Source organism: Kribbella solani, assembly GCF_014205295.1.
Classification (GTDB): Bacteria; Actinomycetota; Actinomycetes; order Propionibacteriales; family Kribbellaceae; genus Kribbella; species Kribbella solani.
The window spans coordinates 5,022,204-5,039,302 of sequence record NZ_JACHNF010000001.1 but is presented as its reverse complement, the minus strand read 5'-3'; the positions used below and the strand labels follow the sequence as shown (position 1 = coordinate 5,039,302).

19 protein-coding genes, 3 tRNA genes and 1 riboswitch are annotated in these 17,099 nt (G+C 67.0%); of the genes, 7 read left to right on the top strand and 15 right to left on the bottom strand.

The features are described 5' to 3' along the window. Positions 1-128: 128 nt before the first annotated feature. Positions 129-989 carry a C40 family peptidase gene (locus HDA44_RS22950; protein ID WP_184837663.1) on the bottom strand — a complete coding sequence of 287 codons (861 nt, stop codon included), beginning with the start codon at positions 987-989 and terminating at the stop codon, positions 129-131. After that, positions 989-1,157: riboswitch (cyclic di-AMP (ydaO/yuaA leader) on the bottom strand. (Overlaps the previous gene by 1 nt.) Before the next feature lie 296 nt (positions 1,158-1,453). Continuing rightward, positions 1,454-2,416 carry a pyridoxal-phosphate dependent enzyme gene (locus HDA44_RS22945; RefSeq protein ID WP_184837661.1) on the bottom strand — a complete coding sequence of 321 codons (963 nt, stop codon included), beginning with the start codon at positions 2,414-2,416 and terminating at the stop codon, positions 1,454-1,456. Between the two features lie 102 nt (positions 2,417-2,518). On the opposite strand from HDA44_RS22945, the gene HDA44_RS22940 reads away from it, so the two are divergent. Beyond that, positions 2,519-2,881 carry a YciI family protein gene (locus HDA44_RS22940; protein WP_184837659.1) on the top strand — a complete coding sequence of 121 codons (363 nt, stop codon included), beginning with the start codon at positions 2,519-2,521 and terminating at the stop codon, positions 2,879-2,881. A gap of 54 nt (positions 2,882-2,935) precedes the next feature. On the opposite strand, the gene HDA44_RS22935 is transcribed toward HDA44_RS22940, so the two are convergent. Beyond that, positions 2,936-3,121, bottom strand: a complete 186-nt coding sequence (locus HDA44_RS22935; protein ID WP_184837657.1) for a YegP family protein — start codon at positions 3,119-3,121, stop codon at positions 2,936-2,938. Between the two features lie 107 nt (positions 3,122-3,228). Further along, positions 3,229-3,897, bottom strand: a complete 669-nt coding sequence (locus tag HDA44_RS22930) for a TetR/AcrR family transcriptional regulator (RefSeq protein ID WP_184837654.1) — start codon at positions 3,895-3,897, stop codon at positions 3,229-3,231. A gap of 93 nt (positions 3,898-3,990) precedes the next feature. Between HDA44_RS22930 and HDA44_RS22925 the strand changes: the two genes are divergently transcribed. From HDA44_RS22925 to HDA44_RS22915, 3 genes are all read left to right on the top strand, one after another. Further along, a complete protein-coding gene (locus HDA44_RS22925; protein WP_184837652.1) occupies positions 3,991-5,415 on the top strand; it encodes a DHA2 family efflux MFS transporter permease subunit in 1,425 nt (474 codons plus the stop codon). A 136-nt stretch (positions 5,416-5,551) separates the two neighbouring features. Next, on the top strand, positions 5,552-6,625 hold the full coding sequence (locus HDA44_RS22920) for a serine hydrolase domain-containing protein (protein WP_184837650.1): 1,074 nt from the start codon (positions 5,552-5,554) through the stop codon (positions 6,623-6,625). A gap of 129 nt (positions 6,626-6,754) precedes the next feature. Further along, positions 6,755-7,267: a GNAT family N-acetyltransferase gene (locus tag HDA44_RS22915; RefSeq protein WP_184837648.1), complete on the top strand. Its 513-nt coding sequence runs from the start codon at positions 6,755-6,757 to the stop codon at positions 7,265-7,267. On the opposite strand, the gene HDA44_RS22910 is transcribed toward HDA44_RS22915, so the two are convergent. The 8 genes from HDA44_RS22910 to HDA44_RS22875 form a co-directional block, all read right to left on the bottom strand. Next, positions 7,205-8,410 (bottom strand): hypothetical protein, encoded by a 1,206-nt coding sequence (locus HDA44_RS22910; protein WP_184837646.1) that lies wholly within the window; start codon positions 8,408-8,410, stop codon positions 7,205-7,207. The genes HDA44_RS22915 and HDA44_RS22910 overlap by 63 nt on opposite strands. Then, on the bottom strand, positions 8,407-9,504 hold the full coding sequence (locus HDA44_RS22905) for a helix-turn-helix transcriptional regulator (protein ID WP_184837644.1): 1,098 nt from the start codon (positions 9,502-9,504) through the stop codon (positions 8,407-8,409). Before HDA44_RS22905 ends, HDA44_RS22910 begins: the two co-directional genes overlap by 4 nt. 357 nt (positions 9,505-9,861) lie before the next feature. After that, positions 9,862-10,596, bottom strand: coding sequence for a hypothetical protein (locus tag HDA44_RS22900; RefSeq protein WP_184837642.1), 735 nt, complete (start codon positions 10,594-10,596; stop codon positions 9,862-9,864). An 873-nt stretch (positions 10,597-11,469) separates the two neighbouring features. Next, positions 11,470-11,703, bottom strand: a complete 234-nt coding sequence (locus HDA44_RS22895) for a hypothetical protein (RefSeq protein WP_184837640.1) — start codon at positions 11,701-11,703, stop codon at positions 11,470-11,472. Between the two features lie 8 nt (positions 11,704-11,711). Next, positions 11,712-12,002 (bottom strand): DUF6247 family protein, encoded by a 291-nt coding sequence (locus HDA44_RS22890; RefSeq protein ID WP_184837638.1) that lies wholly within the window; start codon positions 12,000-12,002, stop codon positions 11,712-11,714. A gap of 112 nt (positions 12,003-12,114) precedes the next feature. After that, positions 12,115-12,187: transfer RNA gene (locus HDA44_RS22885), tRNA-Phe, on the bottom strand. A gap of 49 nt (positions 12,188-12,236) precedes the next feature. Beyond that, positions 12,237-12,310, bottom strand: a tRNA-Asp gene (locus HDA44_RS22880). A 59-nt stretch (positions 12,311-12,369) separates the two neighbouring features. Further along, positions 12,370-12,442 (bottom strand) — tRNA-Glu (locus HDA44_RS22875). A gap of 84 nt (positions 12,443-12,526) precedes the next feature. Here HDA44_RS22875 and HDA44_RS22870 point away from each other — a divergent pair. Next, positions 12,527-12,877: a metallopeptidase family protein gene (locus HDA44_RS22870; RefSeq protein ID WP_184837636.1), complete on the top strand. Its 351-nt coding sequence runs from the start codon at positions 12,527-12,529 to the stop codon at positions 12,875-12,877. A 361-nt stretch (positions 12,878-13,238) separates the two neighbouring features. Here the strand turns inward: HDA44_RS22870 and HDA44_RS22865 are convergent, their stop codons facing one another. Beyond that, the gene (locus HDA44_RS22865) at positions 13,239-13,967 is read right to left on the bottom strand and encodes a polyprenol monophosphomannose synthase (RefSeq protein WP_184837634.1); all 729 of its coding nucleotides are present in this window, start codon (positions 13,965-13,967) and stop codon (positions 13,239-13,241) included. Positions 13,968-14,170: 203 nt separating this feature from the next. Beyond that, complete coding sequence (locus tag HDA44_RS22860) at positions 14,171-14,521, bottom strand: STAS domain-containing protein (protein ID WP_202887506.1); 351 nt, start codon at positions 14,519-14,521, stop codon at positions 14,171-14,173. 221 nt (positions 14,522-14,742) lie between these two features. Between HDA44_RS22860 and HDA44_RS22855 the strand changes: the two genes are divergently transcribed. Together HDA44_RS22855 and HDA44_RS22850 are read left to right on the top strand one after the other, a co-directional pair. Beyond that, entirely contained in the window at positions 14,743-15,477 is a 735-nt protein-coding gene (locus HDA44_RS22855; RefSeq protein ID WP_184837630.1) for an SDR family oxidoreductase, read from the top strand. After that, the gene (locus HDA44_RS22850) at positions 15,474-16,205 is read left to right on the top strand and encodes a DNA alkylation repair protein (protein ID WP_184837627.1); all 732 of its coding nucleotides are present in this window, start codon (positions 15,474-15,476) and stop codon (positions 16,203-16,205) included. The genes HDA44_RS22855 and HDA44_RS22850 overlap by 4 nt, the downstream gene beginning before the upstream one ends. On the opposite strand, the gene HDA44_RS22845 is transcribed toward HDA44_RS22850, so the two are convergent. Next, complete coding sequence (locus tag HDA44_RS22845) at positions 16,145-17,065, bottom strand: CPBP family glutamic-type intramembrane protease (protein ID WP_184837625.1); 921 nt, start codon at positions 17,063-17,065, stop codon at positions 16,145-16,147. The two genes, HDA44_RS22850 and HDA44_RS22845, sit on opposite strands and share 61 nt — an antisense overlap. Positions 17,066-17,099 lie beyond the last annotated feature (34 nt).

Here is a 17,099-nt window from a genome sequence, read left to right as displayed (position 1 = left end):
GGCCCGATCCGTCGGAGGGGTGGGGGAGCGACGGTTCGGGCCGGTTTCGGGGTCAGCGTGCCTGGGGGGAGCAGACGCTGACGACCGGGTGCGCCCAATGGGGGGGAAGGGCGCCGACCGGTCAGGACTCAGACGCGGCCGAAGGCCACGCTGCTGGTCCAGATCTTCGCCTTGGCGACCGGGCGGCCCGGCTTCGAGGCGTGCCACAGCGTGTTCCCGCCGGCGTAGATGCCGACGTGGTACACACCGCCGCCACTGTTCCGGAAGAACACCAGGTCACCGGGCTTGGCGGCCGAGCGGCTGATGTGCTTGGTCGCGCCGTACTGCTGGCGGGCCGTCCGCGGCAGCTTGTGGCCGGCCGACTTGTACACGAAGCCGGTGTAGCCGGAGCAGTCGAAACCGCTCCTGGTGGTGCCGCCGTAGCGGTACGGGGTGCCCTTGAGCGCGGCCGCCTCGCGGAGCACCTTGGTCCGGAAGGCGGTGGTGCCCTTGGTCGCGCTGCTGCTGGTCGTGCCGTACTTGCCGTAGAGCACCTTGTGCTTCGCGGCCCAGGTCAGCCGGCCCCAGGTCTTCTTGTCCATGTAGCCGGTGGCCTTCAGCCCCCAGGACGCCTGGAACTTCTTCAGCACCCGCACGGTGCTGGTGCCGAAGTATCCGTCCGGTCCGAGGCGCAGGGCCTTCTGGACGTACTTGACCGTCGGCCCGGAGTCGCGGAACCGCAGCAGCGGCCGGCTCGGGACGCTGGTGTGGCCACGCTGCTGGGCAGCGGTCATGGTGGCCGCCGAGGCGGTCGCCGGGGTGGTGCTCAGGCTGAGGGCGGCCCCACCGCCGACAGCGAGGCCGACCGAGAGTACGGCGGCGGCGGCACGCGGGGTGCCGGACTTGCTGGTCCTGCGGTGCTTCGCCAGGGTCCGGCCGGTGGGCCGGTCGGTACTGGCGGCTGAGCTGACGGCGCGCGAAAGCGACGTCCGTCGGGCAGTGACGGGCATGGTTGTCTCCCGACGCCTGTGAAGTTAGCTGTCGGGTTCGGGCTGGGATTCATAGCCCGGTCCGCTCCCGCGGACTTCACCCCAGGGTTTTGGCCACTCACGGCCGCAACCCAACTTCCTGGGTCCCCCACCTCTGCCATGGTTGTTCGAGGGGAGCACTCGGGCCTGGCAGAGCTCGGCGTTGACCCGGGTGCGGTTCGTGCTGTTTACCGAACCGCCGATGACTGTATAACAGAACGGTCACGGCGCAAACCCTCAAATCGGAACAGACCCTCCTGAATGCCTTTCAGCGGGCCTCTGACGGATCGGCGGCCCGGTATGAACACCAGGTGTCCTGAGCGCGTCCAAGCGGGGCAGAGAGGGCAATCCAGGGCATCGATGTGAGCCCAGTCACATCGTGCGAGTTGCTTTCTGTGACGACGAGCACAGAGGGTGGCCAGGGCACCCTAAAAGTCCTTGCGCGTTCAGCTACTTCCGAGCAGCTCGCGGAACCGATCCAGCCCCACGTTTCCGCCTGACAGCACCACCCCGACGCGCTCCGGCAGGCCGTGCACGCGCCCGGCCAGCAGGGCCGCCAGCGCGCTCGCGCCGCTTGGCTCCAGCACGATCTTCAGCCGCTCGAACGCGAACGCCATCGCGGTCACGATCTCCGCGTCGCTGACCAGCTCGAACGACTCGACCAGCCGCCGGTTCAGCGCGTACGTCAGCTCGCCGGGCGTGGAGACCGCCTGGCCGTCCGCGATCGTCCGGGGTACGTCGATCGCGACCCGTTCGCCGGCCGCCAGCGAGCGCGCGTGATCGTCACCCGCGGCCGGTTCGACGCCGATCATCCGGATTCCCGGTGCCAGTATCGAGGCCGCGGTCGCGCATCCGGCCATCAGCCCGCCGCCGCCGACCGGGACCAGCAGCGCGCCGAGGTGGCCGACCTCCTCGATCAGTTCGAGCGCCACCGTCCCCTGGCCGGCCATCACGTCGTAGTGGTCGTACGGCGGGATCAGCGTCCGGCCGCGCTCGGCCGCCAGCTCGTGCGCAAGCGCGGTCCGGTCCTGCGTGTACCGGTCGAACGTGATCACCTCCGCGCCGTACCCGCGAGTAGCGGCGAGTTTCGTCGGCGGAGCATCTTCGGGCATCAGGATCACCGCGCTCGTACCCACGATCCGTGCCGCCAGGGCGACCGCCTGCGCGTGATTCCCGGACGAGTACGCCGCGACGCCCGCCTGCAACCGCGCCGGGCTCAGCCGGCTGATCGCGTTGTACGCGCCGCGGAACTTGAACGCCCCGATCCGCTGGAAGTTCTCCGCCTTCAGGAACACCTCGGCACCGACCCGCTCGTTCAGCGTCCGCGAGGTCAGTACCGGCGTCCGCCGCGCCACTCCGGCGAGGCGTGCCGCGGCTGACTGGACATCTGTGAGACTCAAATCGGCCATGCGCGGAACGGTAGCGGGACTGATGTCAAGATGCGCCGGGCCGCTCCGTACTGATGGATGAGAGGCACCCACCACCGGGGGCCGCGGGTAAAAGGAGACATCGTGAAGTACCTACTGGTCCTGAACATCAACCCGGACGTACTGGCCGCGCTGCCGGAGGCGGAGCAGCAGGCGATCGGCGCCGGCCACCAGAAGCTCATGGACACCATCAAGGCGTCCGGGGAGTTCCTCAGCACGGTCGCCCTGGAGCAGCCGGAGCAGACGGCCCTGGTCCGGGTCCGGGACGGGCTGCCGGCCGTCACCGACGGGCCGTTCGTGGAGTCGAAGGAGTTCCTCGGCGGCTTCTACCTGGTCGACGTGGCGTCCCGGGAGCGCGCCTGCGAGCTGGCCGCGATGATCCCGGACGCGGCCATCGAGGGCCTCGGCGTCGAGGTCCGCGGCCTGGTGTACTCGGAAGGGCTCTGAGCGGAGGGGGTTTCTTCGGTCCCGTACCGGAGAAACCCCCTTGTGTCCTGCGTTTCAGTCGGTCTGGTCGTCGACCTTCGCCTCGGCCGCGTTGCGCTTGATCGAGTCGATCCCGTTCAGCGCCGACGCCTTCGTTCCGTAGCTTTCGCTGCTGGTCGCGATGATTTCACCGTTGCCGGCCTTCAAGCGGAACCGGAATTCCCCGGACTTGTCCTTGTACAGCTCGAACTTCCCCGCCATTGGTGTACCTCCGTAGAGATCGTGGAATCGCTCCGTTTCGGAGCGTAGTCCTCTCCCGGCGTTCGCGCCGCATCTCCACGCCAACGGTTGTTTCTCGACCTGAATTCTCAGTTCTGCCCGGCGCGTACGCCGCGAATGCCCGCGACCACCAATTCCAGGCCGACGGTGTAATACCGCTCCGCCGACGACGGGCAGACCAGCGCGCTCGAGGCCGAGGTGACCATCGGGTACCGCCGCGGTGACAACGCGCCGAGTGAAGCCCGTTTCCGCCGCAGCGAGGCCTCCCGGTCCTCGGGATCGTTCGCCTCGCGGGCGATCGGGTCGGTCGTCACCAGCGCGATCAGCGAGCACATCGACTGCCGGCCGATCTCGGCCGCGTCCTCGATCCCGAAACCGCCCTCGACCAGCAGCTCGAGTGACCGCTCGGCCATCGCCAGGCCGGGCTCGGCGACCAGGATGCGCGGCAGGGTCAGATCGGCCAGCCGTGGATGCGCGCGGAGCGCGGTCACGAACGCGCCCAGCAGGTTGTGCAGCTGCACGTCCCACGGCTCGTCGGTCGGCTCCGGGAGCACGACGTCGGCCAGGATCCGGTCGCCGAGCGCGGCGAGCAGGTCGTCCTTGTCCTTGAAGTGCCGGTACATCGCCATCGGCGTGACGTCGTGCTGCGCGGCCAGCTTCCGGAACGAGACCGCGGCCGGGCCCTCGTCGTCGGCGATCGCGAGCGCGCTGTCGACGACCTTCACCGGGTCGAGGCGGCGGGCTGTCGGGGTGGCCATGTTGACAAGTTTACACCGTAGACCTAACGTCTACTGCGTAAGCTTACGCCGTATACATACGGTGTAGACAAGACTTCCGAATGAGGTACGGCGATGCGACGCAGTCCTTGGGCCACTCTGGCGGTGCTGGCTCTCGCGCAGTTCATCGTGGTGCTCGACGTGACGATCGTGAATGTCGCGCTGCCCCACATCCAGGCGGATCTGCACTTCTCCGCCGATTCCCTGCAATGGGTGATCAACGCGTACACGCTGCTGTTCGGCGGCTTCCTGCTCCTCGGCGGGCGGATGGCCGACCTGCTCGGGCCGCGCCGGGTGTTCACCGCGGGTCTGTTGCTGTTCGGCGCGACCTCGCTGGTGGCGGGCCTGTCCAACTCACCCGAGTTCCTGATCGGGGCGCGGGCGGTGCAGGGGCTCGGCGGCGCCCTGCTGTCGCCGGCGGCGCTCGCGATTCTGACGATGACATTCGCGCACGGCCGCGAGCGCAACATCGCGATGGGCGTCTGGGGCGGTCTGGCCGGGCTCGGCGGAACGCTCGGCGTGGTCGCGGGCGGCGTACTCGTCGACTCGCTCAGCTGGCAGTGGGTGTTCTTCGTCAACGTACCGATCGTGATCGCGCTGGTCGCATTGGTGCCCGTGTTCGTACGAGACGTGCGGCACGCGGCGGGCCGCCGTACGTTCGACACGCTCGGCGCGGTGCTCGGTACGGCCGGGTTGATGGCAGTCGTGTACGGCGTGGTGCGCTCCGAGCCGTCCGGCTGGGGATCGTTCGAGGTCGTCGGCGTACTGACTGCCGGCGTACTTCTGCTCGCGGCCTTTGTTGTAGTCGAATCGCGCTCGGCCGCACCTCTTGTCCCACTGCGGTTGTTCCGGTCGCGTGCGCTCAGCGTCTCCGGCGCTTCGCTGGCGCTGAACGGAGCGGGCTTCCTGTCGATGTTCTTCCTGACCGCGATTTATCTGCAGCAGGTACGCGGAGACACTGCGCTGGAGGCGGGGGTGCACTTCCTGCCGATGGGTGGCGCCGCGATCGTCGGTGCGATGCTCGCGTCTCAACTGGTGCAGCGGGTCGGGACGCGTACCGTGCAGTTCTCCGGTGCGATCCTGAGTGTTGCCGGTCTGTTGCTGCTCTCCCAGGCGACCGCGACCGGTAGCTATGCCTCGCAGCTTCTGCCCGGCCTGCTCGTGTTCGGTTTCGGCATCATGGGCGTCGGCGTCGCTGGACAGATCACCGCTGTCTCGGAGGTACGTCCGCAGGAGGCCGGCGCGGCATCGGGCGTGGTGAACGCGATGTACCAGGTAGGCGGCGCGCTGGGTCTGGCGATCGTCACCACTTTGTCGATCACCCACACCACCCATGAACTGACCCACGGCGCCACGCAGCTCCAGGCCATGCAGTCCGGCTACGAGCGCGGCCTCCTGGCCGCCGCGGTCTTTGCCGCCGCCAACGTTCTGCTGACTCTCGCCACGCCGCAACTGCAACCGACCCAATCCCAACTGACCGAAACCACCGCCGCCGCATAGGTTGCCCCTGGCAACTGTTGGCCGACTTGCCGGGGGAAGTCACTCACGAGGTCCGGGGTGAGGGCGGGGCATCCCTGATGTTTGCCGCGGCCGTAGCGGCGAGGGTTGGGGCTCGGACTTCGTGAGGAGATTTGGGATGTTGGGTCGAAGCTTGGTCGCGTTGGTAACAGTTGCGGTGGCTGGTGTGGTGCCGGGAGTGGCTGTTGCTTCGACCGGTGGGTTGCAGGGGCAACTGAATGGAGTGCAGGGGATCGGGGCTCTTGCTGAAGTGCGGAGCGGTAATGACGTGTGGCGGGGGAGCACTGGGGTCGCGGAGCTGGGCAGTACGCGGAAGGTGCCTGTAGAGGGGCGGTTCCGGGCAGGGAGCATCACGAAGACATTCGTTGCCACTGTCGTACTGCAACTGGTTGAAGAGAAGAAGCTGCGCCTCGACGACACCGTAGAGCGTTGGCTGCCAGGTGTTGTGCCGAACGGGCAGAACATCACCGTACGGGAGCTGCTCAACCACACCAGTGGGCTGTACGACTACAAGAACACCCTCCCGATGCCGCCCAGCGAGGAGTTCTACGCCAACCGGTACCGGACGTGGACTGCAGCCGAACAGATCAAGCGAGCTGTAGCGCACCCACCGGTGTTCGAAACACCAGGTACGCAGTACAACTACTCGAACACCAACTACCTGGTACTCGGCGAGATCATCTACAAGGCGACCGGTCGGACGTACGGCGACCAGGTCGAACGCCGGCTGATCCGTCGGCTCCACCTGTCCGGTACGTCGATGCCCGGTACGTCCCTGTACCTGCGCGGACCCCACCCGCACGGGTACGTACCCAAGGACGGTGGCCTGATCGACTTCACCGAGCTGAACCCGTCGCTGTTCGGCGCGGGTGGTGAGCTGATCTCCACCACACATGACCTGAACCGGTTTTTCTCCGCGCTGCTCGGCGGACGGCTGCTTCCGGCGCGACTGCTCGCCGAGATGAAGACGCCGGGTACGAAGGGCGGCTCGTACGGCCTCGGACTGTCCTGGCACGACACCTCGTGCGGAGTACGGGTCTACGGCAACGACGGCGACGCGCTCGCGTACCAGGCGTACTCCTTCGCCACCGAGGACACCCGCCGGCAGGTGACCGTCGCCGTCACCCCGAACTTCAAGACCAGCCCGGACGCCTCCGTCGACGCGTTGGTGAACCGCGTGATCTGCGGGTGACACCCGGGTCGCTTCGGGCACGGCGAGTGTGAGATTGTTCGTCCTCTTGTTTGGCCATCGGGCGAAACGGCGACACTGGGATGGATGCCTTGCCATCTCCCGAAGGGGTCCGGGACTTTGGAATTCGCGATGCTCGGAAGCGACGACTGGCCGATCGCCCGGGAGGTACGTCTCCGGGCGCTGAAGGACTCGCCGTCGGCCTACCTGTCCGTGTACGAGGACGAGGTGGCCGTCGGCGAGGAGGGATGGCGGGAGCGGTTCACCCGGATGCGATGGGTGGTCGCCCGGCACGAGTCGCGGATCGTCGGGCTGGCGAGCTCGGTCCAGGTCGCGGACCGGCCGCAGTACGAACGGCACATCGAGTCGGTCTGGGTCGATCCGCGGCACCGGCGTACCGGCGTACTCCGGGAGATCCTGGCGTACCTGGCCGCGATCGATCCGGGTGTCACCGAATGGCGGGTCTGGGTGCTGGACACGAACACGCTGGCCCAGCAGGTGTACGACCGGCTCGGGTTCTGCCCCACCGGTGAACGTCAGCCGCTGGCGGACGGTTCGGGCCGGCGGGAGATCCGGCTGCGGTCAGGCAGTCCCGGCGACGACCCCGGCGAGCTGGCCGTACCCACACGAAGCCCAGGTCGGTAGCTGCAGCTCCGCCAGCGCGTCCCGCTCGGTCATCGAGGACGGGAAGCGGCGCAGCATCTGCCGCCAGCGCACCTCGTCCTCCTGCCACTTCTCGATGAAGTCGACGCACAGGTCCGGGGTGATGCCGGAGGCGCGCTTCGCCGCGATCAGCAGCGAGGCCTGCGCGTTCAGCATGTCCAGGTAGTTGGCCGGGCTGGCCGACATCTGGGCCCGGTCGAGCGCGTCGAGCGTCTGCTGGATGAACTCGAGCCGGTCGGTCGCGAAGTTCCGCCAGTGGCTCTTCACGGTGGCGGCGGCGAGCTGGTCCTTGAAGCTCCAGTTCGGCGTGGTTTCGAACAGGCCGTACAGTCCCTCGGCCAGCAGGTCGCCGAACTCCTCCCGGTCCGCGCGGCCCTGATCCGCGAACGGTTCGTACGCGAGTTGGCGTACCTCACCGATCTTCGGCAGTGAACGGTTGGCCGCCTGCCGGGCGAAGAAGAACCAGTCCTCGTTGTAGACATCGGCGAAGAACGACAGCTCCGGGTGCTTCAGGTTCACGCCGAGCGCGGCGCCGCTGACGAACACGTCCTGCTTGAATCCGGCCAGCCGGCGCGCGTGACAAACCACCGAGTTGTCCGGGAACTCCCGGCTGACCATCGAAGCGACCGGATAGCGATCCAGGTACCCGGTCAGGCGCTCGACGTCGCGACGGTTGAACCTGCTGATGTCGTCGTCGACGAAGAGGATCTTGTTCCAGCCGCGCATCCGGCCGAGCAGCAGGCCGATGTTGCGCTTGGCACTCAAATCGCTGGACCGGCCGGCCGACACGTCGCGGAACTCCGGCCCGGAGGTCAGCGGCGGGTCGCACGGCGGCCGATAGTTCTCGGGTACCTCGACGACGAGCGCTTTGGCGCCGAAGTTCTTCTCGACGTTCTCGACCCGCGCGACGACCTGCTCGAGCTGGGCCTGCCGGCTGCACAGGATCACCAGCGGTACGGACAGCTCGATCGACAACGTGATGACGTCCTGCAGCGCCGACGCCGGCCGCGCGGCCGGGACCACGATCGCGTCCAGCCGGCTACGTGCCTTGGGCGTCGTGGTGATCGCGGAGACGTCGTGGAGCAGACTTGCGTGGGATGTGCCGTGCTTGATCGGCCGGCTCATTCGTCCTCCTCCTCGGGCGACCACTCATAGAGCCGGTTCTCCGAGATTTCCATGTCAGGAGTGATGGCCTCGCCGTTCACCACGGGCACCCGGAGCAACAGTCCGAAAGTGCCACTGGGAAAGCGATTGGCCAGGTAAGCCTCGTTGCGTTCCCGGACCGCGTCATCGGTCAGCGACCGGACCGCACCCAGTACGCCGCGGCTGTAGACGCCGCTGCAGATGGTGATGGTGCGGCTGCGGTTGAACGGGTTACGCAAACGGGCGAGCAGTGCAACGTCTTCGACCAGCTCGCGGGGCGTCGTACCCTGCCAGGCGTCCTGCGCCTGGTCGACCTCGAGCTCCGCCTTGGTGGGAGCCTCGTCGACCTCGACGTCCCTGCGCTCCTCCCAGACCGGGCGGTACTCACGGGTGTCGCGCGACCGGAAGATCTCGCCGTCGGCGAAGTCGTCCACGGACAGCTGTTTGATCGGGAGTTCGTTCAGAACTCGCAGCAGCCGGCCGGTGAGCTGGTTCCAGGCGGTGCCGCCGAGCACGATCAGGTGGCCGGACAGGTGATCCGCGCTCACCTCCGACGGCAGCCGGTGCCGTACGCGGAGCTCCGGGTTGGAGGCGCGGACGTGACCCCACATCTCGATCAGTGCGTCGAGATCGGCGTACTTGTACAGGCGGGTGTGATTCGGGTTGTCCTCGTCCGCGAGCGGCGAACGCCCCTCCGATGGTGCTTCCGGGCAGATGATGGTGACCCGGCCCGACTCGAAGTCGAACGTGTACGAGCCGCCGCCGGACGGTGAGTCGGCCTGCTGATGCCGGACCTCGTCCCGCAGACTCACCAGCTCCCGATGCAGGGAGTTGAACCGCTCCCGCTCGGCCGTGGACAGATCCTGCTCCCGCGGCAACCGCTCCGGCGCCGCTGGTTTCGCGAAGAACAACGCATACGACCGCAGCCGCTCTTCCGGCGGCAGCTTCGGGTTCGACTGCGACTCCCACGAACTGATCGTGGCCACCGCGACCCGCACGTCGGCGCTGAGCGCACGCGACAACTGCTTCTGAGTCAGCCGCTGCGACTCCCGAAGCTCCCGAAGTCTCCGAGCCAACCGAACAGCCTCAGGCGAGGGTGCCACCGTCACTCCCCAACGAGCTCAGCCAAATGCGGTAATCACGCATTCGCTGATCGTACACCCTGATCTACCGAACTCTACCCCACCGCACTGAACTCCCCGGCGATCAGCTTTCTCACCTACCTGATCCATCAACTCCCTGCATTACTCCGACCACCAACAGCCACCATCCCCGTACGCTTCGACTCGAACGATACTGCGAAGACCCCCGGAGTACACCTAGCTCTACCGCGACACCCAATCCACCCGAATCCACCTGAACCTCTGAAGCCAGATTCCCGGGGCGTACCAGTACCTGTGGTGGTCCCTGGCGTGCGTCGTGAGGTGGAGGGATCAGGTAGCCCGGGGGAGCCGCAGGGCTTCCTGGATCATTTCGCCGCGCAAGGGCACGTACCGCCCGTCGATCGCGCGACCTCCCCCGAAGAGCTTCATGACGTCGGCCGATGCCTGCTCGCCGAGCAAGGTGGAGTCGGCCCCGAGCATCCGGTTGAGGCTGTCGGTGACCTGGGGAACCGTGAGCTTGTCCAGCGCGCTCCGCAGTTCCTCCGGGGCGCTGTGCTCGAGCTGGGCATCCGACAGTGCTCTCATATTGCCGGCGATCACGGCCGCCGCGAGCATGATCTCGAGGACGCGTCGCTGCGCTTCCACGCTGCTCATCTCCGCGCGCTGCTCAGCGAGCACGACCTCTACCTCGGACGCGAACGCGGCAACACCCACCGTGTCCCGCTCGGATGCATCAGCCCCCACGGCCAGTTCACCAGATTCCGAATCAGCGACCTTCTTCGCCCGCCGTTCCTTCCACCAGGTCTTGACGTGTGGCGTCGCCTTGTAAACGCCAACCGACATCAACACTCCCAGCGCAATCCCCGCAGCCACCTTCAGCAGGTCGGACTCTTCATCATCGTCATCCTCGACGCGATCGCCCAGAGTCGCGTGCGCCGCAAGCCTGTTCGTGTCATCAGCCCGCGCAAGCGGACTGGACCCACCAGCCGAAAAGTGCGTATCCACAGGCCGACCAACCCACCGCTGTTCCCACACCAGCTCAGCATCCAGCCCATCGAAAGTCACACCCCACCCTACCGACGAAGCCACGAAGGAAGCGCCTGCGTAGTACACGTGGGAAAGAAAAATCCCTCCCCGCTTTGAGTGGAGAGGGTTTGAAGGTGGTCAGGGGCGGTCTCGAACCGCCGACCTTCCGCTTTCAGTTCGACTGCGGCTGTCGGGCTGCCTACGAGAACAGTTGCTCAGTGAGTCGCTCCGTATGGCGAGGTCGGTTGCTGACGTTGCCCGTTGCGGTCCTCGTTGCGGTCGGCCAGCAGCGCGATCTCGGGCGCTCACGACCTCTTCGATGCCATTCACACCGAGTCGTTCGGCACCCGCCGGGACAGTCGACACCGGTCCTGCACATCCTGGGTCGCCACCGGGCGGATCATCGACTTGCTCCCCAGAGTCTTTCCACCTTCTCGGCCTGGTTCTCCAAGTCGAGTGTGTCGACCTGGATGCGATGGTCGGCGGCAGGGGGCTCGCTGCGTCCGCCTCGTGCAGCATTCGGAATTCATGGTCAGTCAGCCAGACCTGACGGGACGCCGCACGCCGCATCGCCTCTGGCAAACCGACCGTCATATGTACGATCAGGCACCCGGGTAGCTCGCGTCTGTACAGGTCGCAGGTCTCTGGCGTGAGTACGTCAGCGACGACGACCTCAATTCCCATGGTCAGGAAATTGCGTGCCAGGCTGCAGGCGTTTGTCACACCGAGCCATTGCTGTTCTCGGCCTTGCTCTCCCTCCCACGGAGCGGCAGCACCGGTGACGACGAGTTGGCGCACGTCATCCACATCGACGAAGGCACACCTCGGGCGACGTTCCGCGAGGGTGCGTGCCGTTACGCTCTTACCCACCGCGGGTCCACCCGTGAGGACCAACGGTAGACAAGTCATTGCTCAGCCGACCCAAGTCACGTCGAAGATCCGGATCTGCTCGCGATCGTCGTCGACATGGAAGGACAGCAGCCCGAGGCCACCGAAGGTGCATTGCCGAAAGCTCGGCTCATCTCGATCGAGGGTTTGGGTCTCCCACGGCGCACCGACCAGTTTGCTGACACGTTCGACCAAAGCGTCGAATGCCGATGAAGGCAGTCCTTGCAGCTGGGCCAGTGCGGATGCGTGAAACTCCACGCGATAGCTCACAGCCGATCGGGCCAGCCCGGTATCGCCTGCTCGGCCGAAACGAACTCGTCAGGTCGATCCTCGCGGGTCGCTTGTAGTGCATCATCGAAGCCCGGACCGGAGTACGCGACCGCCCGCAGGCGCCAGAGGTGCAACACGTCCCGCAGTTGCTGGAAGCGCCACACCTCGTGGGCAGCATCCAGAGCGCCGTGGTACTCGCTGAGGAACTGCTCATGCCACTTCGCCGGCAATAGACGGAGGATCTCGCTGGGGTCGTCCGGCGAGCTCTGCATCGGCTGAGCAGTCATGGCACCAGATTACTCTCAGCAGACGCTCGGCGTAGCGAAGCTATCCACACCCCGCCGAACTGACTGACGGTCCTGACGATTCTCAGAGCGAGGAACCGCAGGTGAGGAGGGGTGGTCAGGGGCGGTCTCGAACCGCCGACCTTCCGCTTTTCAGGCGGACGCTCTACCAGCTGAGCTACCTGACCGGGGAGAAAGGTTGGCGGCGGTGTTTTCACACCGCCGCCTCTTCTCCTGCGACCCAGACGGGACTCGAACCCGCGACCTCCGCCGTGACAGGGCGGCACGCTAACCAACTGCGCCACTGGGCCAGATGACTCGATGATCTTACAGCATCTTCGAGCTACTTCTTGCACCGGTCTTTCGACCGTATCCCCAACGGGATTCGAACCCGCGTTACCGCCTTGAAAGGGCAGCGTCCTAGGCCACTAGACGATGGGGACTCGGACCCGCGGGAGCCGAAGCTCCAGGGACAGCCGTAAGCATAGAGGAGACCGGGCCAGCATCCAAAACGAGATACTGGACGGGTGATCGAGATGAGTCGGGCGGACTTCGAAGTGCTGGTTTCGCAGGCGCTGGACGAGGTGCCGGCGGAGCTGGCGGCGCTGATCGACAACGTGGCGGTGTTCGTGGAGGACGAGCCGCCGGTGGGTGAGCGCGACCTGCTGGGGATCTACGAGGGAATTCCGCTGACCGAACGCGGGCACTACTACGGCGGGGTGCTGCCGGATCGGATCACGATCTACCGGAATCCGACGCTGGCGATCTGCGAGACCGTCGAGGACGTCGTGGATGAGGTGAACATCACGGTGGTGCACGAGATCGCACATCACTTCGGGATCGACGACGCCCGATTGCACGAGCTCGGGTACGGGTGAGCGGGCCTCGCCGGTGAGCGGGCGTCGGGTGAGCGCGCCGGTGCAGGTACGGGGGTCGGCCCGGGTGAGCGGGCGGGGTGACGGGCGAGCGAGCCGTCGGGTGAGTGCGCCGGCGCAGATGCGGAACCGGCCTCGGCGAGCGGGACGGCGGGTGCGCGGGCGAAGTGGTGAGCGGGGCGGACGGGCGAGGGGAGCGCGCCGCGTGGGTGAGGGGTGGGTGGTTGGTACTGGGCGTGCCGCGGCCGCCGTACGGCCGGGTGGCGTACGGCGGCGGGAGGCGACGATCAGGTCAGGTGACGATCGGCTCTGATCAGGTGGTGGTCAGGTCTGATCGGGTCAGGGGACGATCGGGTCTGACCGGTCAGGTTCGGTTGAAGAGGAGTTTCCAGGGCATCAGGGCGGACTCGAGTTGTACCTTGAGGCTCATCTTGGAGACGCCTTCGGTGCGTTCCTCGAAGCGGATTGGTACCTCGGCGATCTTCAGGCCGCGCTTCACGGTCCGGTAGTTCATCTCGACCTGGAACGAGTACCCGTTGCTCTTGATCGACGCGACGTCGATCCAGCGCAGGGTGTCGGCCTTCCAGGCCTTGAAGCCGGCGGTGGCGTCCTTCACGTGCAGGCGCAGGATCGCGTTCACGTAGAAGTTGGCCCAGGCGGACAGGGCCCGGCGGTGCCAGCCCCACTCGGCCGCAGCGGAGCCGCCGGGGACGTACCGGGAGCCGATCACCACGCCGGCGTCGGTGGTCCGCAGGGTCTCGACCATGATCGGGACCACCGAGGCGGGGTGCGACAGGTCCGCGTCCATCTGGATCACGATGTCCGCGCCCTCGTCCAGGGCGCGGGTGATCCCGGCGATGTACGCGCGGCCGAGGCCGTCCTTGACGGTTCGGTGCAGGACGCCGACCTTTTCCGGCGACTCCTTCGCCAGCTCGTCGGCGACGTCGCCGGTGCCGTCGGGGGAGTTGTCGTCGACAACGAGAAGCTCCAGCCCGGGCAGGTTCAGGTCGGACAGCAGCCCGGCCAGGACGGGAAGGTTCTCCCGCTCGTTGTAGGTCGGCACCACGACCACGATCTTGCTCAGCTCACCCATGACTTTCCTTTGTCGGAGACCCCGGACGCTATCGCATCTCCGGTTGATGGTCGTGCAGGCGATAGCTCTCGGTGTCGAGGCCGGCACAACGATGGTATCCGTACGCCCGAAATCACCGGGAAGTTGGTACGCCGTGGCCGCCGCCACCGGCGCCAAAGGTTGCCATCGGCATCTTTTATGGAAAGTGCCCGAGCGGGCGCAGGTCAGAGCTCGGAGAGGGCCTGTTCGGCGCTGGCGTAGATGCGGAACTGGTTGCCGAGGCCGGTGACGGTCAGTGGGCGGTCCACCGGGCGGCCGACGCCGACCAGGGCGAGGGTGATGTTGTGTTCGCCGGCCAGGTTGCGGGCCTCGACCAGGTTGCCGAGGCCGGCCGAGCTGCAGAAGGTGACGGCGGAGACGTCGATCAGCACCAGCCGGGCCGGTGGCGCGACGGCGGCGCGGATCGCCTCGGCCGCGAAGTCGGTGCTGGCGATGTCGATCTCACCGGACAACCGGACCAGCAGTACGCCGGGTTCCAGTTCCTCGGTCACAGCGTCGAAGGTGGTTCTGATCATGTCGCCGTCCCGCGGCTCTGGGTTGCCTGTCACGCGTGCTGTCTCCCCCGGGTAGCGCCACGAACGCGAAGTCCTGGCGGAGTGGAACTGCCCTGGTCTCACCGTATGCCCGAACGAGCAGCCGTCACAACGGGTGTTCCGGCGATGGCCACCGGAGCGTGACCTCCCGACCTGTAAGCGCTGTCAGACGGCGGACCCAGTGAGGTGATAGACAAGCTCGCATGGGCGTTCTGGACGGCAAGGCGGCGCTGGTCACCGGGGGGTCCCGTGGCATCGGCGCGGCGATCGTTCGGCGGCTCGCCGCGGACGGCGCGGTGGTCACCTTCACGTACTCGAGCAACGCGTCGGCGGCGGATGAAGTTGTCGAGCAGTCCGGTGGCAAGGCGATCGCCGTACGCGCCGACCAGGCGGACCTTTCCGGTATCGACGGGCTGTTCGACCAGGCCGCCGCACCGACCGGAACGCTGGACATCTTCGTCTGCAACGCGGCCCGGTCGATGGTGAAGCCGATCGACGACGTCACCGCCGCCGACTACGACGAGTTGTTCGCGACCAACGTCAAGGGGCCGTACTTCGCGATCCAGCGGGCCGGCCGGGTGCTCCCCGACGGCGGCCGGATCATCGCGCTCTCCACCTTGAACACGGTCGTGCCCGGAGCGGGCATCTCGCTGTACGCCGCGAGCAAGGCCGCCGTCGAGCAGTTCGTGAAGGTCGCCGCCCGCGAGTACGGCCCGCGCGCGATCACCGTGAACACGGTCTCGCCGGGCGCGACGAACACCGACATGTTCCACGGCCACAATCCGCCGGAGGCCGAGGCGATGCTGGTCGGCATCACCGCGCTCGGCCGGATGGGCGAACCGGCCGAGGTCGCGGACGTGGTGGCGTTCCTGGCCGGGCCGGACGGCCGCTGGATGACCGGGCAGAACCTGCGGGCGAGTGGAGGGTTGCTGGTGTGAGTACCGACGAACTGCTTGCCGAGGTCGACGCGGCGGGTGATCCCGCGGTGGCCGACGTGCTGTCCCGCTACTTCCAGCTGCAGCCCGGTGGGTACGGGCATGGTGACCGGATGATCGGCGTGAAACTGTCGACGATCCGCGGCATCCTGAAGCCGTACCTGCGCGCCGATCTTCCGCTGGCCGAGCTGGAGAAGGCGCTGACCAGTCCGGTGCACGAGCACCGGCTCACGATCCTCTGTCTGCTCGCCGATCGCGCCACTCGCAGCCTCAAGCCGCGTACGGCGAACCCGGCGGAGCTGACCGCGATCCACGACCTGTACCTGCGCGGTACGGCGTACATCAACAACTGGGATCTGGTCGACTGCAGTGCACCGCAAATCGTGGGCGGCTACCTGCTCGACAAGTCGCGCGCGGAGCTCTACACGCTGGTCCGCTCCAGCTCGCTGTGGGAACGTCGGATCGCGCTGGTCGCGACACAGTTTCTGATCGGGCAAGGCCAGACCACCGATACGTACAAGCTGTCCGCGCTGGTCCTCGATGATCGGGAGGACCTGATCCACAAGGCGTCCGGCTGGATGCTGCGGGAGGCCGGCAAGCGGGTGTCGGAGCCGGAGCTGCTCGCGTTTCTCGACGAGTACGCGGCGCGGATGCCGCGGACGATGCTGCGCTACGCGATCGAACGGCTCGCGCCCGAAACGCGCGCCGCGTACCTGGCCGTCCGCCGGTAGATGATTGCCGCGAGCAACAAATAGAGCGGGATCAGGAGCAGTACGTCCGGGCTGGCGAGGTCGGCGGACCAGCCGGAATCGCGGTCGGCGCCGTCGACGGTCAGGCGGTTCACGGTCAGGAACGTGAGATGGGTGCCGATGCTCGTCCACAGCGATCCGGTGGCTTGCCGGGCGGCGATCAGGGTGAGGCCGAAGACGGTCAGCAGGATGAAGTACGAGACCGGGTCCTGGCCGGCTGGTGCCAGGCTCAGGCCGGGGCTGTCGAGGCCCAGGATCCGGCTGAGCACGAGCTGCACGACGGTCGAGAAGCCTGGTACGAGTAGGAAAAGCAGTGTCGTACCGAGGGCGGCGATGAGGCCGCGGTGGTGTGATCGCAGCGCTGACCAGGTGTGTCCGCGGAGCGTGAGCTCTTCCGGGAACGCCTCCAGCAGGATCGCGACGACGGCGTTGGTGATCAGGAAGACGAGCACGTCACCGGGGTGAAAGCTGCCCCAGGAGATCCAGCCCGCGAGGGTTCCCGCGCCCAGCACCACCGCCGCGCAACCACCGGTCACCAACACGCCGAACCCGAACCCACGCAGGCCGTTCCGAAAGCTGAACCCGGTCCGAGACCCCAAGCCACGCGGGCCGTTCCGGAGCCCGGAACCACGCAAGCCGGCCCCGGAGCGCGGCTTGAGGCCCAGTTCTTCGACGCGGCGGAACGGGCGGATCAGCAGGACGGCGACGAGCGTGCAGACCGCCGCCGGAAGGTACCGGTTGCCGACCACCTCCGACATCACTCCCGCGCATCCCAGCGCGATCCCCATCGCCGCGGCACCGTACGCCGCCCTGCCCCACGCCCGCGTCAGCTGTTTTAACACGAACGTATCTTAACCGGCCGAGGGTCAATGTCGA

Excerpts from the sequence above, each read along its gene's own strand:
- HDA44_RS22950 (WP_184837663.1), bottom strand. The coding sequence starts at position 989 with ATGCCCGTCACTGCCCGACGGACGTCGCTTTCGCGCGCCGTCAGCTCA.
- HDA44_RS22945 (WP_184837661.1), bottom strand. The coding sequence starts at position 2,416 with ATGGCCGATTTGAGTCTCACAGATGTCCAGTCAGCCGCGGCACGCCTC.
- HDA44_RS22935 (WP_184837657.1), bottom strand. The coding sequence starts at position 3,121 with ATGGCGGGGAAGTTCGAGCTGTACAAGGACAAGTCCGGGGAATTCCGG.
- HDA44_RS22930 (WP_184837654.1), bottom strand. The coding sequence starts at position 3,897 with ATGGCCACCCCGACAGCCCGCCGCCTCGACCCGGTGAAGGTCGTCGAC.
- HDA44_RS22925 (WP_184837652.1), top strand. The coding sequence starts at position 3,991 with ATGCGACGCAGTCCTTGGGCCACTCTGGCGGTGCTGGCTCTCGCGCAG.
- HDA44_RS22920 (WP_184837650.1), top strand. The coding sequence starts at position 5,552 with ATGTTGGGTCGAAGCTTGGTCGCGTTGGTAACAGTTGCGGTGGCTGGT.
- HDA44_RS22915 (WP_184837648.1), top strand. The coding sequence starts at position 6,755 with ATGCTCGGAAGCGACGACTGGCCGATCGCCCGGGAGGTACGTCTCCGG.
- HDA44_RS22910 (WP_184837646.1), bottom strand. The coding sequence starts at position 8,410 with ATGAGCCGGCCGATCAAGCACGGCACATCCCACGCAAGTCTGCTCCAC.
- HDA44_RS22890 (WP_184837638.1), bottom strand. The coding sequence starts at position 12,002 with ATGACTGCTCAGCCGATGCAGAGCTCGCCGGACGACCCCAGCGAGATC.
- HDA44_RS22865 (WP_184837634.1), bottom strand. The coding sequence starts at position 13,967 with ATGGGTGAGCTGAGCAAGATCGTGGTCGTGGTGCCGACCTACAACGAG.
- HDA44_RS22860 (WP_202887506.1), bottom strand. The coding sequence starts at position 14,521 with ATGATCAGAACCACCTTCGACGCTGTGACCGAGGAACTGGAACCCGGC.
- HDA44_RS22855 (WP_184837630.1), top strand. The coding sequence starts at position 14,743 with ATGGGCGTTCTGGACGGCAAGGCGGCGCTGGTCACCGGGGGGTCCCGT.